General features: G+C 69.8%; 7 protein-coding genes and 8 pseudogenes. 4 read left to right on the forward strand and 11 right to left on the reverse strand.

What is annotated here, in order from left to right; genetic code table 11:
* A pseudogene (locus QQY24_RS00005) lies at positions 1-191 on the forward strand (DDE-type integrase/transposase/recombinase); the annotation flags it as partial.
* A gap of 746 nt (positions 192-937) precedes the next feature.
* Here QQY24_RS00005 and QQY24_RS34615 read toward each other — a convergent pair.
* From QQY24_RS34615 to QQY24_RS00015, 3 genes are all read right to left on the reverse strand, one after another.
* Positions 938-1531 (reverse strand): transposase, encoded by a 594-nt coding sequence (locus QQY24_RS34615; protein ID WP_367657962.1) that lies wholly within the window; start codon positions 1529-1531, stop codon positions 938-940.
* 272 nt (positions 1532-1803) lie between these two features.
* Entirely contained in the window at positions 1804-2598 is a 795-nt protein-coding gene (locus QQY24_RS00010; RefSeq protein WP_301970612.1) for an IS5 family transposase, read from the reverse strand.
* 54 nt (positions 2599-2652) lie between these two features.
* Positions 2653-3126, reverse strand: a complete 474-nt coding sequence (locus tag QQY24_RS00015) for a hypothetical protein (RefSeq protein ID WP_301970613.1) — start codon at positions 3124-3126, stop codon at positions 2653-2655.
* Between the two features lie 209 nt (positions 3127-3335).
* Here QQY24_RS00015 and QQY24_RS00020 point away from each other — a divergent pair.
* Positions 3336-3452 (forward strand): annotated as a pseudogene (locus QQY24_RS00020) (HoxN/HupN/NixA family nickel/cobalt transporter); the annotation flags it as partial.
* Between the two features lie 92 nt (positions 3453-3544).
* On the opposite strand, the gene QQY24_RS00025 reads toward QQY24_RS00020, so the two are convergent.
* On the reverse strand, positions 3545-3940 hold the full coding sequence (locus QQY24_RS00025; protein WP_301970614.1) for a Fur family transcriptional regulator: 396 nt from the start codon (positions 3938-3940) through the stop codon (positions 3545-3547).
* 218 nt (positions 3941-4158) lie between these two features.
* On the opposite strand from QQY24_RS00025, the pseudogene QQY24_RS00030 reads away from it, so the two are divergent.
* Positions 4159-4833: pseudogene (locus tag QQY24_RS00030) on the forward strand (hypothetical protein); the annotation flags it as partial.
* A 270-nt stretch (positions 4834-5103) separates the two neighbouring features.
* On the opposite strand, the pseudogene QQY24_RS00035 reads toward QQY24_RS00030, so the two are convergent.
* The 6 genes and pseudogenes from QQY24_RS00035 to QQY24_RS00060 all read right to left on the reverse strand — a co-directional run.
* Positions 5104-5666 (reverse strand): annotated as a pseudogene (locus QQY24_RS00035) (ATP-binding cassette domain-containing protein); the annotation flags it as partial.
* A 21-nt stretch (positions 5667-5687) separates the two neighbouring features.
* Positions 5688-6588: pseudogene (locus QQY24_RS00040) on the reverse strand (ATP-binding cassette domain-containing protein); the annotation flags it as partial.
* Between the two features lie 56 nt (positions 6589-6644).
* Positions 6645-7526, reverse strand: a pseudogene (locus tag QQY24_RS00045) (ABC transporter permease).
* Positions 7516-8505: pseudogene (locus tag QQY24_RS00050) on the reverse strand (ABC transporter permease). Before QQY24_RS00050 ends, QQY24_RS00045 begins: the two co-directional pseudogenes overlap by 11 nt.
* A 20-nt stretch (positions 8506-8525) precedes the next feature.
* Positions 8526-10117 (reverse strand): annotated as a pseudogene (locus QQY24_RS00055) (ABC transporter substrate-binding protein).
* Positions 10118-10289: 172 nt separating this feature from the next.
* Positions 10290-10679: a hypothetical protein gene (locus QQY24_RS00060; protein WP_301970615.1), complete on the reverse strand. Its 390-nt coding sequence runs from the start codon at positions 10677-10679 to the stop codon at positions 10290-10292.
* Positions 10680-10889: 210 nt separating this feature from the next.
* Between QQY24_RS00060 and QQY24_RS00065 the strand changes: the two genes are divergently transcribed.
* Positions 10890-12167 carry an MFS transporter gene (locus QQY24_RS00065; RefSeq protein WP_301970616.1) on the forward strand — a complete coding sequence of 426 codons (1278 nt, stop codon included), beginning with the start codon at positions 10890-10892 and terminating at the stop codon, positions 12165-12167.
* 104 nt (positions 12168-12271) lie between these two features.
* On the opposite strand, the gene QQY24_RS00070 is transcribed toward QQY24_RS00065, so the two are convergent.
* Positions 12272-13666: a hypothetical protein gene (locus tag QQY24_RS00070; RefSeq protein ID WP_301970617.1), complete on the reverse strand. Its 1395-nt coding sequence runs from the start codon at positions 13664-13666 to the stop codon at positions 12272-12274.
* Between the last annotated feature and the right edge of the window lie 855 nt (positions 13667-14521).

A 14521-nucleotide genomic window follows, 5' to 3' on the forward strand; every position in this document is an offset into this window, starting at 1 on the left:
CTGCGGCCCGGCGCTTCTTCCGCAGGCTGCTGAAGAAGACCCATACGGTGCCCAGGGTGGCCGTCACCGACAAGCTGCGCTCCTGCAGCGCGGCCCACCGCGAGGTCATGCCCTCCGTTGAACACCCCTCGCACAAGGGCCTGAACAACCGGGCAGAGAACAGTCATCAGCCGACAAGGCAGCGTGAACGCGCCGATGAAAGGCTTCCGCAGTACCGGTGGGGGCCCAACGGTTCCTGGCTGCCTTCAGCGGCATCTCACCGCACTTCCGGCCCCACCGCCACCTGATGACCGCTCCCGGCTACCGAGCACGAGACAGTACCATCCGCTTTGCGATGCTGGGACCAGGCCGCCAGCGCCGCCGGGACCTGAACGCCGCTTCGAAACCCGGCCCCGCCCCATGCCTCACGCGCTGTCAGAAAACCACTCAATAACGTGACAGTGCCGGACTGGATGCTCGTCAAGCAGCGCGTCAGGAGCGTGCAGGCCTACCGCCTCCGTCGCCATGCCCGCCCCCGGCTCCGCCTGCGCAGCCAGATCCGGCCGCCGTCGCAGGCCATTCCCGCATACTGGTCCGTCGCGGCAGCGCAGCGGCATCACGCAAACAGTGAGTGATCGTGCTGCTGTATCGCGAACTCCAGGTATCACGCCAGTTCAGATTTCGCGATGGACAAGGCCCACTGCGTTCGAGACTTGCGCTCACCAGGATTCGACCGGTGCGGCCTGTCAGTGCGGCGATCTCGACACCCACGGGTGCGTAGGCCAGGTAGTAGGCCACATCTTCGGGGTCGGACAGGCGGCCGGCGGGCCATCACCCACCGGTGATGGGTCGGCGGATCCCGGATCGAAGATGATGTTGGCTAGCCGTTGGGCCGCGGCCCAGTCGTAGATCCCGCGGGCCCCTGGCCCGTCGCCGCAGGACGGCCGACTGCCAGGCATCATGTCGGGTACTTCATCGATGAGATGGTCGATGCGCCAGATGCCGGCCAGGGACTTGATCTGCTGGGACTTGGGCACCGCCACCACGTAGCCGACGCCCGTCTGCTCGAGCAGGCGGCGGAAGATGCCAGCTCCTGCCCGTAGGCCCCATCCGCGGTCACCCACGACGCCGGCAGGCCGGCGGCCAGGCGGCGGCGGACGATGTCCGGGCGAGGCTCCCCCTTGGTCGCAAAGCCTCGCCCGTCGGGGATCTTGGCCGCCCGGCAGCGGTCACGGTCGGACGTCCAGGCTTTGGGCAGGCAGAGCTGCCCCGGTCCACCAAGGCCCGGCCTGAGCTGGTGGCGTAGGCGGCGAACACGCCGATCTGACAGTTGTCGATTTTTCCTGAGGTGCCGGTGCGTACCGCCCACTGAGCCCCCGGCTGAGGTGGTGCCCTTCTTGATGAATCCCGTGTCGTCGATGATCAGCACACCGCCCGGTCCGAGCCGTTCGGCGACGTCGGCACGGACGTCGTCACGCAGGGCGGCCAGCGTCGCCAGACACTGCTGTTCAGCAGCCGCTGAAAGCCGTCCGGAGTGCGGTGACCTGCCCATTCCGCAAGCTGCCAGCCGTTCTTGCGTGTCGCCCGCCCCAGCCAGACCACGGACGTGAGTCCCGCCGGTCCCCGCCACCGCAGATCCGCCCCGAGTGAACCTGCCCGCCACCCGAGCGAACACCAACTCCAACTCGCCGGCCCAGCAAGCGGCTTCAGCTCATCCCCTCCATTGCCCGGACAACACGAGCAACCACCAGCTCAGGACACGAACCGCTGCTGGAGTGTTCAGAGCTTGTCTGTTCACGTGGGCGATCTTCGCGAGTTTCTTTGTCAGCAGGTCAGGACCGCTGCGAGCCCGAGGAAGGCCAGGAAGTGGCTGCCTTTGCGCTCAGTAGCGGGCGGGTGAGGCGGCGGTAGCCGAACGAAGAGCCAGGAGATCGTCCGTTCGATCTTCCAGCGGTGCCGGCCGAGACGCTCGCCGGACTCGATGCCGGGTCGGGCGATGCGCGGGACGATGCCCCGTTCACGCAGCCACCTCAGCCTCTCGGCGGAGTGGTACGCCTTGTCCGCGCGAAGCCTGCCGGGGCTGCGTCTGCGAGGGCCGCGCCGGGAACGGACGGCGGGGATGCCCAGCACCAGCGGCAGGAGTGCCTGGCTGTCATGGACGTTCGCCCCGAGACGCCAAGGGCGAGAGGGAGGCCCTGGGCGTCGGACAGGACGTGAGAGCTGCTGCCCTTCTTGCCCCGGTCGACCGGATTGCGCCCGGTCAGCGATCCCCTTTTTCGCCCGGACGGAGGCGGCGTCCACGATCACCGAGGTCCAGTCCACCTCGCCGCGGGCGCCGAGTTCGTCCAGGACGGCCTGGTGCAGCCGCCGCCACAGCCCGTCCTTGGTCCATGCGGAGAACCGGCGGTGGGCGGTGGCCGGTGAGACGCCGAACGTCTCCGGCAGATGCCGCCAGACGCAGCCGCTGGTCAGCACGTACACCACGGCCGTGAACACCGCTCGCTCATCCACCGGGGCCGTGCCTCCGCCTTGCGGACGGGAAGCGAACGAAGGCAGCAACGGTGCCACGAGCGACCAGAGTTCGTCAGGAACCAACCGCTGCGACAAACCAACACCCATGGCACGGCATCATGCCGCATCAACCTCACACCACGTGAGACACCCTCTTAGTCATCAGGCGGCACCTGCCAGCCCACGCGCTGCCGAGTGCAGGGCGGCGTTCTCCAGGGGAGCTGGCGGGGTTGGCACGTCCTGCGGTGCCGGTTCAGATCCGGCCCGTTCGGGGAGATCGGCGACGGCAGCGGTTAACGCGTCCTTGGACCGGCGCAGCCACAGGACGGGTATGCGAAGCGGGGACCGGGCCGCCGCGCACTGCTCCCCGGCCAGCCACGGCGACCGCGAGCCGGCGGCGGTCCTGTCCACCGCGACCCGCGTGTCCACCCCGTGCCCCACGCAGCCCGCGACAGCCTTCCACGTCAGCACATCGGCCACCGCCTCCGTCATCGTCACTGCGCCAACCCGGGTTAACCGGAGGTCTGCCTCGTGGCTCGACGCCACCGCGTGATTGGGCAATCGCCCGTCCGGATCACGTCCCGCACCGGTCTCGCCGCAGCGCCGCTCGATGCCCAGAACCAGGAGAGAGTCCACGCCCCTCCTTATAGCCATGAATTTTTTGTTGCGAGTAGTGTGCAATAAAGCTCCGTGGGCGTGCACCCAGCGCACAAGGCTGGAGGAGTCACAGGTGCGGGCAGCGATCCGTGCCGCCATCCCAGACCGGATGTGGGGTGCTGTTCTGCCTGACAGCGTCCGTCCCATGGACAGCACCCCCCATCCACTTCCATCGGTCGGGTGTCCAGGACTGGGTGGCCGGCCTAGCTCTGAACACCAGCGGCGTCGTCGGCCTGTTCTTCGCTGCCCAAGCCGTCGCCCTGCTGGTGTGGAAGTCCCGCAGGGGCGAGGAGAAGCGGACTGCGGGCTGGTCCATTGGGTGCCGGCGGAGCAGGCTGCCGAGCAGGGCGGCTTGTGGCGCCGCCCGCGGTAAAGGAACCGCCACGCTCCCTGCCTGTCAGGTGCTGCAGTGAGTGCACCGCCCGTAGATGAGAAGCACCCCATCAGGGTTGGGCCGCAGACCCCTCAGCTCCTGGATCCTGCCCACCGCCTCGGTCAAATGCCGACTCGACAGGCCTGCGACGCTGCCGCACTCTCGGCACACGGTGTGGTGGTGCGGTTCTCCGGTGATGCCGTAGCGCGCCGGGCCCGGACCGTGCACCGCGTGGATGAGGCCCACGGCTGTCAGTGCGTCCAACGCGCGATAGACGGTGGTGGTGTTCACGGCATGCCCGGACCGAGCCAGTTCCTCGCAGGCTTCGGCCGGGGAGAGATGGCGTTCGGAAGCGGACAGCAGGGTCAGTAAACGGACTCGGCCCGCAGTGCAGCGCAACCCGCGCCGCTTCAGCCGCACGTGGGCATCCGACCCTGTCGCTGCGTCATGTGCCGACCGCTGGACAGCCCTCACGGCTTCCGCCCTTTCCCATGACCGTGCCATACGGCGAGGTTTTGGTTCCAACCGCCCCGGCACGGCCCCAGTCCGTAGGTCCAATGCCTGATCAGGAGCCATACTTCTTGCTGATAGTGTGCACCTGCCACATCATTCGCAACCATGTCGGAGGACGTTGGTACATGCCGGCGTACACGCCTCCCGGAACTTCCGTACGGACCACCACTCGGCGCTCGCTCCGGCCATCAGCCCTGCGATCGATCGAGCTGCACCACGACAAGCACGACGCGGCGCACGCGAAGGGCGCCAACGACACGCCGCAGCAGCTGGCGGAGGCACGGGACAGGAGACCTGGGGCTCGATCAACGGGCCTGGAGAAGAACCTGGCCTTCCACTGTCCGTCGCCACATCTGGACTCGATCAATCCCTGGCAGAACATGTACCGGCCCGAAGGAGGGCGGCGGCGAGCCGCCGGCCGCCGACGGGCGCTGGGCGACCTCTGCGGACGCGATCGACCTGAGTCCTTCGGCTCCTTCGCTCGGCTCCAAGGCCGAGCAGCCCACCAAAGCCGCCGCGACCACCGAGGGCTCCGGCTGGGGCGTTCTTGCCGACGGAGCCCGTCAGCGGCCGGCTGATATCGTCGAGCAGGTCGACGACCACCAGCGGCAACGTCGGCCAGGGCCTCCACCCCGATCTTGCTTCGACGCCGGCAGCAGCGGCCTCGACCTGCAGCAGCAAGAACCAGAAAGGTCGACTCCGACCGCACGCCACGCGGGCCGTCGTCCGTCAACTGGGCAGGAGACGTGGCCCGGCGCTACGCCGCCGCCAAGGAGCGCGGCGAGAGCCCGCTGCTTGCCCGCGTGACGCCAGCAGCAGCGCCGCACAGACGTCCTGCGCGTGATCGTCTTCTCACCCTTCACGTAGCAGGCGGGCACGACTGATCGGCTCCCGCAGGCCGGACGCGCTGCGGGAGCTTTCCCACGCCCGACGGGGCCCGGCCGGTGACCTCGTCCGAGTGCAGGACGCGGCCACACGCAGCGGTGCAGGAGGGCGCTGGTCGTGGCCCACGGCCGAGCAGATCGGCACCGGCGGGCCGCGCGAGTAGTCCTTGATGGGCCGCCGCCACCCAGGGCGGCCGCGGTGGGGGAGGGCATCCCAGCATCGCGGGCCATCTCGTCGCAGATCAGCCAGCGCGGGCGCAGGACCAGGGCGCGGGCGAGGCGAGGCAGGCGCGCTGGGGAGCTGGCCGTCGCTGACCTCGTGGGGGGCGGCGGTCCAGGGAGGTCGGGGGCGGAGGCCGATGGCTCGGGGCCAGTTCGGCTGATGCGGTCCGTACTTCGTCGCGGCGGCCGGTTGCGCGCGCAGGGGCTCGGCGATCAGGTCGGTGAGCCGCAGCCGGGGGTCGGGCGGACAGCCGGGGCTGCGGGAAGACGACGCCGATGGCGGTGCGCAGGTCACGGGGTGCGCGGCGCCGCTCAGCGCCGTACGGGCTTGCCGTCCAGGACAAGGGCGCCCGAACTCGGGGCGGTGCAGCAGGGCTGCGACGCGGGCGAGGGTCGAGATTCCGCCGCAGCCGCTGGGGCCTGAGCAGGCCGACGGCCTCACCGGGCGCGACGGTGAGGGAGGCGTCGCGGACGACGGGGGCTCTTCCTGGTCCGTATCGGCGGCGACTGGCGTGCAGTTGAAGCACTGAGGGTCCTCCGGTACGTGCGGGGTGGTGGCAGGCGATGCCGCCGGCCGTCGGCGGGAGGGCGGCGCAGGCGCTCGGTGGCCTGGCTCTAGCGCGGGGCGAAGGCGCACCCGTCGGGAAGGTCGCCGAGTTCGGCGGCATACCGGCGTAATCGGAAGGAAGGCGCGCTCGGGGCACAGGGCCCTGCAGAAGGCGCCGCTGAGGGGGTGGCGGGGGCCGTGAGGGCGCGAAGAAGACGTCCGCGCTCCTCGGCGAGTTCGACGATCCGGCCCGCGTACATCACGGCCACGCGGTCGGCGATGCGCTTCGGCGGGCTGGCCAGGTCATGGGGGTGATCACGAGCAGGGCCCTGGTCGCCGTCGTCGACGTGGCGTCGCAGTTCGTCCACCGTGTGGTTCACCAGGTCGCGGTCGAGGCCGGTCGTGGGTTCGTCGGCGAGCAGCAGGGGCGCGTCGCCGACGAGGGCGAGGGCGGTGGGCGGCGCGCTGGGCCGAGCCGCCGGAGAGCTGGTGCGGGTGGCCGTCGAGGTGGTCGGCGGGGAAGCGGCGCGTTCGGCAGCGCTCTCGGCTGCCGAACGGACGGCTGCACGCCCTCGTGCGTCGGTCAGCGCGCCGACCGTCTCCTCCAGCTGGGAGCGCACCGTGCGCACCGGCGTCAGATGCGCGGCGGGGCTCTGCGGGATGAGCCCGATCAGGCGGCCCCGCACCGTCCGCGTGAGAGTTCGTTCGTCGGCCGCGAGCAGGTCCGAGCTCGCCGAGGCGGCGCCTGGCCCGCACTCTGGGCGTTGGCGGGAGCAGCCCGAGCAGGGCGGAGGCGATAATCGACTTGCCGAGCCGCTCTCGCCGATCAGGGCGAGACACTCGCCGGCCGCCACGTCGAAGTGGGCGTCGGTGACGGCGGCGATCCGGCGGCCACCGGGCATGAGGAAGCGCACGGACAGCCCGCGCACCGAGAGAACGGGAGGTCGGTCGGTGACCGTCACAGCATCAGCTCCGATCGGCGGCGCGGGTTGACTCCGCTCCCGCCAGGCTCCGGCGAGACCGGCGATGGCGAGCGTGGGGACGATGATGAACAGCCCCGGGAAGAGGGTCGGCCACCACTGCCCTGCGAGCAGAGATCCCCTGGCGTCCTGGATGAGGTTGCCGAGGCTGGCCATGTGGGTGGGCAGACCGAGCCCGAGGAAGGACAGGGCGGATTCGTGCCACATGGCGTGCGGGCACCATCAGCACGGCGGCCAGCGCCGCCTGCGGCAGCACCGCGGGCAGCAGATGCCGTACCGCCACCCGCCACCGGGACGCGCCCCCGGAGACGGCGGCGTCGATGTAGGGGCACGAGCGCAGCGACAGCACCTCGGCGCGCACGATCCGGGCGGTGGACAGCCAGTGGGTGAGCGCGACCGAGACCACCACCGGCCAGAGCCCGGGCCGGAACATGGCCACGATGAAGATGCCCAGCAGCAGGTGCGGCACGGAGGCGACCGTGTCGACCACCCGCACGACGCCCCGGTCGACCCAGCCGCCCAGTGCTCCGGCGGTCGCCCCGACGGCCGTGCCGATCACGGTGGCCGTCAGGGCGGCTGCGATGCCCACGAGCAGGGAGACTTCAGGCCGTAGACGCAGCGCAGCAGCAGGTCCCGTCCGAGGTCGTCGGTGCCGAAGGGGTGCGACCAGCTGGGGGCAGCAACTTCGCGCCCAGATCGACGGCTTGCTGGTCGAGTTGCACCAGCGGCGGGACGAGGAGGACGGCGACGACGATGACGCCGGTCAGGGCCACCGAGACGCGCACCCGCACGGTCCTGGTGGAGCGGCGGTTCGTGCCGTGCGACCGCCAGGCGGGCTCGGCCGCAGGTTCACATGTCACTGAACTTCACCCTCGGGTCGAAGAGGCCGTAGAGCAGGTCGGCAAAAAGGTTTCCGACGAGCACCGCGGCGGTGGCCAGGGTCGTCAGGGCGGCGAGCAGCGGGAAATCGACGGCGGTGGCCGCCTGAACGGTGGCCGCCGCGATGCCGGGCGGAGCCGAACACGCTCTCCACCAGCAGGGCGCCGGTGATGAGTTCGGGCACCCGGGAGCCGACCAGCGTGAAAACCGGCAGCAGCCCGGAGCGCAGGGCGTGGCCGAGCAGCACGGCGCGCTCGCTCAACCCCCTGGCCCGCGCGCCGCGTACGGATCCTCAGCGAGCGCGTCACCGACGCCCTGACGGACGTACAAGGTGAACCAGGGCAGCTGGGAGACTGGCGAGCACCCCGGCCGGCAGCACGAGATGACTTGCCACCTCGGAGGGCGCGCCACCCGCGCCGCGGCTCTCGCCGGTGTCGGTGAGACCGCCGGCCGGCGAGCACGCCCCAGCCGGAGGGCGAACAGCCAGACGGCCAGCAGGGCGAGCCAAAAGCACGGGCGCCGCCTCCAGCGAGTACGCCACGGAAGTGATCGACCGGTCGAGGACGGAACCGGGGCGGGCGGGCCGCCAGCACCCCGAGCACCGTGCCCGCAAGAAGCACCGCCACCACGAACGCGGCACCGCGCACAACAGGCTCGACCAGACCAGGCGTTCGCCGATGACCTGGGCGACCGGCTGCCGCATCACGCTCGGGACTGACCGAGGTCACCGCCGAGCGCGGCAGTCAGCCAGTGCCACCAGCGGGAGGTGAACGGCTGGTCCACGCCCAGGTTCTCCCGCAGCCGCTCCAGAGTTTCAGCGTCGGCGCCGAGGGTGGCCGTGCCGGCGTGACGCTTGACCGGATCGAAAGGGGAGGCCGCGGCGATCGCGAAGACGCCGAAGGTCACGACGAGGAGGACGGGGGCGGCGAACAGCAGCCGCCGCCCCGTCAGCCGTGCCATCGCTCCCCAAGGGAGTCGGTTCACTTCTTCGGCTGCCAGGCTTCGAGGTTCCACCACGGACCTGGAGGCGAAGCCGTGTCGTGCGGCTCGACCTGCGCGCTCAACCCTCGTCCAGCGGTCGGCGAGGACGTAGACATGGTCGATGTGGGTGAGGAAGGTGTAGCCGGGGTTCTTCACCAGCTCCTGCTGCAGGGTGTCGTACGCAGCCTTGCGGGTCGCCCTGGTCCCGAGCTGCGCCGGCCGGCGTCGAGTGCCTTGTCCACGATCGCATCGTTGTAGCGGCCCATGTTGTTGAAGCCGTCGCCGGCGAGGGAGGAGTGCAGCAGGGCGTACAAGGGCCGTAGTCGGGGTCACCGTTGCTGCCGAAGCCGGCCAGGACCGCGTCGTTCTTCATCCGCGGCTCGATGACCTCCCAGGTGCCCGTCTCCACCTTCACCTCGATGCCGGCCTTCTTGGCGTCGGAGGCGTAGGCGAGGGCGTGGTCCGGGCGGACCTCGTCACCGGACGGGTAGAGCAGGGTGAAGGAGGCCCGCCGCCCGTCCTTGACGCGGATGCCGCCTGCGCCAACCTTCCAACCCGCACGGTCCAGGATCTTCCGGGCTTTGGCGAGGTCCTGCCCCCGCTCGATGCCCTTGGCGAACCAGGGGTCGTCGACGGGCAGCGGCCCGTAGGCCGGACGCCCGGCCCCGTCGAGGATCTTGTCGACCATGGCCTTGCGGTCCACGGCGGCATCGAGAGCCCGGCGGATGGCGCGGTCGCCGGTGACCTTGTTCTCCTGCGGGAGGGTGACCGTGCGGAAGTCGTACGTCTTCGCGTCGTACGTCTTCTTCGCCTTGTCGTTCTTGAAGGTGGCGGCGAGGTTGGGCGGCAGGATCGCGCCGTCGAGGTCGCCGGAGCGCAGCCGGGTGGCGCGCACGTTGTCGTCCCTGATGACCGCCATGGTCACCTTCTTGACCTTCGGCGCGCCGCCCCAGTAGTCGGGGTTGGCCTTGAAGGTGAGCTTCTCCCCCTTGCTCCAGGAGGCGAGGACGTACGGGCCGGTGCCGACCGGCTTGGTGTTGAACGGGCCGGTGTTGGGGTCCTGCCCCTTGGCCACGTGCTCGGGGACGATGGGCAGCACCGTGCGCCCGGCGAAGGGCGCGTAGGGGTACTTGAGGGTGAAGACCACCTTGTCGGCACCCTTCGCCCGCACGTCCTTGATGGCGTCCAGCTCGCTGCGGGAGGTGTTGTTGGTCTTCGCGTCGAGGACTGTTTCGTACGTGAAGACGACATCGGCCGGGGCCAGCGGCTCGCCGTCGCTGAACTTCACACCGTCGCGCAAGGTGTAGGTGTAGGTCAGACCGTCGGCGGAGACCTCCGGCAGCGCCTTCGCCAGCGCCGGTCTGAGGTTCAGATCGGCGTCCCTGGCCAGCAGGCCGTCGAAGATCTTCGAGTTGCCGTCCTTGCCGTAACCGAGCAGCGGACTGAGCGTGTCCGGCTCAGAGGCCACCCCGATCACGACGGAGTCCGCCGCGTCACCACTGCCCGTGCTGCTGCCGGGAGCCGAGCAGGCGGCAACACCAGTGAGTATCGCCGCCGTCGCAGCGGCTGTCCGTATCCGTCGGACCGTCATGCACCCCACACCCTTATTGATGACTGAAAGCTGTTGCATATTAATTGCAACTAGCGATACCCAGGTCGGATGGTGGGCAGTCGGCCGCTCGCATCGATCCCGTCATGGGGCAATGCCTTCCGCTGACGCACCAGCTGACGGCGGCGCGGCGCAACGCAACCGAGGCCGGCCGTCAATGCGGCGGCACCGTCATGCGGGGAATGTCGGCGGGGGAGAGGTCGGGGCGGGCACGGTACAGGCGCGCGGGGTGGCGCCACCGGCCGGAGGCATCGCGGGCGACGTCGACGCCGACTTCCACCACCAGCTCGGGTTCCACCAGCGTGACGTCCAGCGCCTCCCGGCTGCCCCACCCAGCGGAGAACGACCAGCCCGTCCACGGATAACCGCGCCGGGCCGGGGCGAGCAGCCCGGCGACCGTGCTACCCGCCGCCCGGGCGAGGGTGGTGGTGCGGCCCGTGTACTGCAGGCGGCCGTCGTCGTCGTACCTGCCGAGCAGCAGACTGCGGGGAGCGGACAAAGGGCCGGTGACCGCGCCGACGATCGCCTCGGTGGTCTCCCGCACTTACTGGTGAAGCAGCAGTATTCGAGAGCTGCGCTATTCACTGCTGGGGCAGAGCCACCCATCGCGTGCCGGTGGCCGAACTCGCTGCCGACGGAGGCCTGGTGCACGGCCTTTGAGGAGGCGAGGGGTGTCGGCCAACTCTGATCACTGACGTTCGGCGCGGCGTGCTCCTGCACTAGGGTGCTCGCTGCGCCGAGCCCTGGGGAGATCATGAAAACCGCCGACGAGTCACCGACGTCGATCAGTACCCTGTTGAAGATTGCTAGTTTCCGGCGATTCGTGTCGGCCAATCTCATCTCGGCCACAGGGTCTGCGATGGCCCCTCTTGCCCTGGCCTACGCTCTCATTGAGCAAGGCGGTGGAGCGGGCTCTCTCGGTGTGGTGCTTGCCACGACCACCGTTCCCACGATCGTGTTCCTGCTCGCGGGCGGCTTGTTCGCGGACCGCCTGTCCCGCAGCCGGCTCCTCTTCATAGGGAATCTGCTGGCCGCTGGCGCGCAGGGTGCGCTGGCCGTCACCGTGGCGACCGGCCGTGCGACGACAGTGTCGATCGCAGCATGCGGTTTCGTCTCGGGGACGGCGGCGTCGTTCATCGTGCCCGCTGCGCAGGGCGCTGTTGCGCAGATCGTTCCGGAGCAGCAACTGCAGCAGGCCAACGCGCTGCTTAGGCTCCCGAGCAACGCGGTCAAGGTGCTGGGTCCGGTCGTCGGCGGTGTCATCGTCGCCGCCAGCGGTGCGGCATGGGCACTGGCTTGGGATGCGTTCACGTTCGCCGCCGCGGCTGTCCTGCTTCTTGGCCTGCGTCTGGATGCCCCGCTCGTTGCACCGGGCGGTGTGCTGAGCGACCTGCGGGCGGGCTGGGCGGGTTTTTGGTCGCGTACCTGGTTGTGGACCTACACGGCCGTCGGCACGGTCCTGGTCGCTGCATGGCTGGCGGGTTTCCAGCTTCTCGGCCCGCTCGTGGCCGCAGCACAGTACGCCGGAGCCCGCGACTGGGGCCTGATCCAGGCGGCCTTCACCTGTGGTCTGCTTGTGGGAACCCTCGTCTGCCTGCGCTGGAAACCGTACCGACTGCTCACGGTCGCGGTCGTCGCGGCCGGTGCTCTCGCGCTCCCCTTGGCCGCCATGGCCTGCACGGTGCCGCTGTCTCTCGTCCTGCTGGCCACGATACTTGCAGGGGTCGGGCTCGATGTCGCGATCGTCGCCTGGACCACTGCGTTCCAACAACGTGTGCCTCAGGCGGAACAGGGCCGCATGAGCGCCTTCAACGGCGTTGGGGAACGCCTCGCCATCCCCCTGGGCTACCTCATCACCGCTCTTGCTGCCCACTCATGGAGCAGCCAGGCAGTGCTGTTGACCTGTGCAGGAATGATCGCTGCCGCTACCGTTCTGAACCTCTGCGTGCCGGATGTGTACCGCATCAACCGCCTGACACCAGACGATCAACCGACAGTCGCAAACGATCACCGCACGGTAGAGCAGGCGTAGCGGCCACCAAGACAGCGCCGGGCTCATGCCGTCCGGGATGCGAACTGTCCGACACACCAGCGTGAAGCCGCCCCCGCGGTGTGCGCCTGTGCCCTTATGTGACCTCACGCGCGAGCAGAATGGCGACCGGCCAGATAGTCGTACCAGTTCTCGCCGGCCATGGCTGCGAAGCGTTCCGCGGTTCTCGGCTGGATGCCGATCAAGTCGGAGAGCACGACGGGTGGCAGGTCGGCGAGCGCCTCCATCATGGCCGTGTTCCGGGCTGCGCGGGCGGGCAGGCCGTAGCGCTTGAGTTTGTCGGACAGTCCCGCAGGGTTTCGGGGGCGCCCGGGAGCTCGGCCCGGCAGCAGGTACCTGGTGGCTTCGTTGCCGTGCCGGGATGCGTCTTCGAGGTGGTCGTCGATGAGGCGGGCGAGCTTCGGTGGCAGGACGACGGGGTGGCGGATGATCGTCAGGTAGGTGTGATCTGCGTCGTGGTGGAGGTGGTCGGCGGTGAGTTCGACGATGCGGGTCAGAGGGAGGGCGTAGAGGCGGATGAGGGCTGCGGCGATGCGAACGTCCGACGGAAGCGTGGGGTCGTTCAGGCACCGGCGTAGTTCCTCGTAGTGCTCTTCTTCGATCTGGAACTGGCCGGGGAGTTGGGAGGGCGGGTGTTCGATGGTCAGGCCGACCCGGGTGAGGTGGCGGGCGCCGGCCCAGCGGATGAAAGGGATGGAGCGGGCTCGCAGGGCGGGCCTGGAGATTGCCCAGACGTCCAGGTCTTCCTGTGTGAGGCTCTGGAGGGTGTGTTGCTGGGTGTCCAGCCAGGTGAGGAAGTCGATGGCGGCGCGGATGTTGGCGCAGTCGCCCTTGTGGGCGGTGTAGGTGTAGCGGCCGCGCGCAGAGCGCCGGCGGGCGTCGCGGATGATGTGCCACTCGGCGAACGGACGGATCAAGGTCGCCTGATGTCCTGGCAGCTTGGCCAGGGTGCGGGCCGTCCAGTTGATGAGCAGGGCGAGGTTCTCATCGCGTGGCGGAAGCATGCCTGCGGTGGTGAGCAGGCTACGGACGTAGGTGGTGGCGTGTCCTTGGGGCAGCGCGTCCAGGGCCGCGTGGTCGAGTTCGTCGGGCGCGGTTACCAGCTGCCCCAGGAGGCGCGCGGCGGGGCTTCGGCGCAGCCAGGCCAGGACGGGGTAGGGGTTGGAAGCGTCGCTGAGTACATCGGCGAGCGGCCGCAGGGAGGCATCGAGGGTGCTTCCGTCGCGTGAGAGCAGGCGGGTCACCTTGGCGAGCAGGGTGCAGCGTGGACAGCGGCGTCCCGGCAGGAGGTCAGCCGGCTGCTGGCAGGACGAGCAGTAATCGGGCCGCTCGTCGGGGAAGGAGCACGCCTTACAGATCCGGCCGCCGTCCGGGGTGCGGCCCACGAGAATGCGCTGCCGGCCGCACATCGTGCACGATTCCGGCTGCGTCAGAGCAGCCCGGTAGCACAAGGGGCAGACGGCCCCTACCGGCCAGAACACGCCCACCTTCCGCTCCTGGCCGCACAATGCGCACACGTGCAGCCGCCGCTTGCGGGCCTCGCGTGGGACGCACCCATCGCAGCGGAACGGTCCATTGCCGTGGTCGATGTGGTGGCCGCGACGGATCCGCCCGCATACGGTGCAGAGCTTCTCCGGCCGCACGTAGCAGCGGTAGCAGATGTCGTGAGCCTCGCCTTTGGCCCGCACCCTGATGGGCGCCACCTGCTCGCAGATGCCGCACCGGCGCAGGGCTCGCGTAGCAGGTCCCGCAGACGGGCCCGTCGGCGGTCAGCGCGTTCGCCCTCCGTCGGCGGCCACAGCGGCAGCACGTCTGGAGCTTCTTGGGGGCGCAGGTCTGGCACAGGTATGTGCCGTCGGGCAGGTGCCGGGCGGGAATCATCATCCGGCGGCAGCTGACGCACTCCTTGCGCGAGCCCGGCTCCTTCTCCTTGCACACTTGGCAGATCCGTCCGTCCGGACGACGTGCCACTGCCTTCGCGAGCTTGCCGCACCGCGCGCACGGAACCGCCAGGCGCCGGCTGGAGCAGCCGTGGCACAGCCGCCCTTCGGGACCGGCGTACATCGGCAACGGGTCCGTCCGCCCGCAGTCAGCGCAGGGCACCAGGCCCACGTTCTCGCCGTGGCCGCCGGCGATCAGCAGTGCGATCAGCCGTACCCCGCAGGGCGGGCAGTCCGGCGTCGGCGCACTCAGCGCGTCGGGTCTGGACGCGAGGTAGCGCAGCAGGCGGAAGGCGTTCGCACCGCTCCATGCCCGCGCCTTCTCGACGAACTCCTGCGCCTGCTCCATGCCGAGGGACTCTCCGACGGCCAGGTTCAGCAGGACGATGATCCGGT

This window comes from Streptomyces sp. TG1A-8 (genome assembly GCF_030499535.1).
Classification (GTDB): Bacteria; Actinomycetota; Actinomycetes; order Streptomycetales; family Streptomycetaceae; genus Streptomyces.

Excerpts from the sequence above, each read along its gene's own strand:
- QQY24_RS34615 (WP_367657962.1), bottom strand. The coding sequence starts at position 1,531 with ATGGGCAGGTCACCGCACTCCGGACGGCTTTCAGCGGCTGCTGAACAG.
- QQY24_RS00010 (WP_301970612.1), bottom strand. The coding sequence starts at position 2,598 with ATGGGTGTTGGTTTGTCGCAGCGGTTGGTTCCTGACGAACTCTGGTCG.
- QQY24_RS00065 (WP_301970616.1), top strand. The coding sequence starts at position 10,890 with ATGAAAACCGCCGACGAGTCACCGACGTCGATCAGTACCCTGTTGAAG.